The sequence below is a fragment of the Streptomyces mutomycini genome, from assembly GCF_001700505.1.
Lineage (GTDB): Bacteria > Actinomycetota > Actinomycetes > Streptomycetales > Streptomycetaceae > Streptomyces > Streptomyces mutomycini.
The window spans coordinates 1-764 of record NZ_MAPV01000319.1 but is presented as its reverse complement, the minus strand read 5'-3'; the positions used below and the strand labels follow the sequence as shown (position 1 = coordinate 764).

1 protein-coding gene and 1 pseudogene are annotated in these 764 nt (G+C 71.1%); both read right to left on the bottom strand.

Annotated features, from left to right (window positions below; all coding sequences use genetic code 11):
- Positions 1-129, bottom strand: a pseudogene (locus tag BFF76_RS34275) (phospholipase); the annotation flags it as partial.
- 2 nt (positions 130-131) lie between these two features.
- The coding region (locus BFF76_RS30145) for a phosphatidylinositol-specific phospholipase C domain-containing protein (RefSeq protein WP_420877240.1) at positions 132-745 on the bottom strand (614 nt) is incomplete at its 3' end.
- Positions 746-764: the final 19 nt, after the last annotated feature.

Below are 764 nucleotides of genomic sequence, written 5' to 3'. Positions count from 1 at the left end.
ACCAGGCCCGCACGGGTCGCCGGATAGTCCAGCGGGACGATGCCGAGGCCGGTCCAGCCCGCCGCCTCGGACCCGTCGAGGAACGAATGCACCTGCGGATTGAGCCGGTCGGAGTTCCAGCGCGGCGGCNNTCGTCCTGGATGTCGAAGAGCGCGGAGTCGGCGTAGCGGACCCCGGGCAGACCGCCGTTGTCGGCGAGCAGCACGACCTTGCCGCGGGCCCCGCCGAGGTCCGGGAGCGTGGGGTCGAGGCGGAGGAGCGAGCGCCAGCCCTTGCCGTCGAGGTAGATGTCGAAGATCCGCCGGAACGCGACGTCGCTCTCCTCCGAGTACTCCTGCTTGACCCGCATCAGCACGGTCTCCGAGGGATGCCCGGCCAGGAAGTCCCGGCAGGCGCCCAGCACGTCGTCGAAGTTCAGCTTCTGGTAGTAGGCCCCGTGGTGGATGGCGAACGCGTCACCGCTGATCCGGCAGCGCACGTCGAGGAAGCGGATACCGCTGTTGAGCTGCTCGGCGACCGTGGTGTTCTGGCACTCCGTCCAGGGGCCGCCGTAGCGGGCACCGGCGTTGTGCGTCCCCGGGATCGTGAGCCGTCGCAGCGGCGTGGCGTCGGCGATGCCGCCCATCCAGTCCTGGGTGCCCAGGGTGCGGTCGGCGGCTGTGGACGTCCCCCCGAGGAGGACCCCTGCGGTGACTGCGAGCGAGCCGGTGAGGAAACTCCGGCGGGTGGCGGTGTACGGACTCATGGGGGGTGTGCCTCCGGGG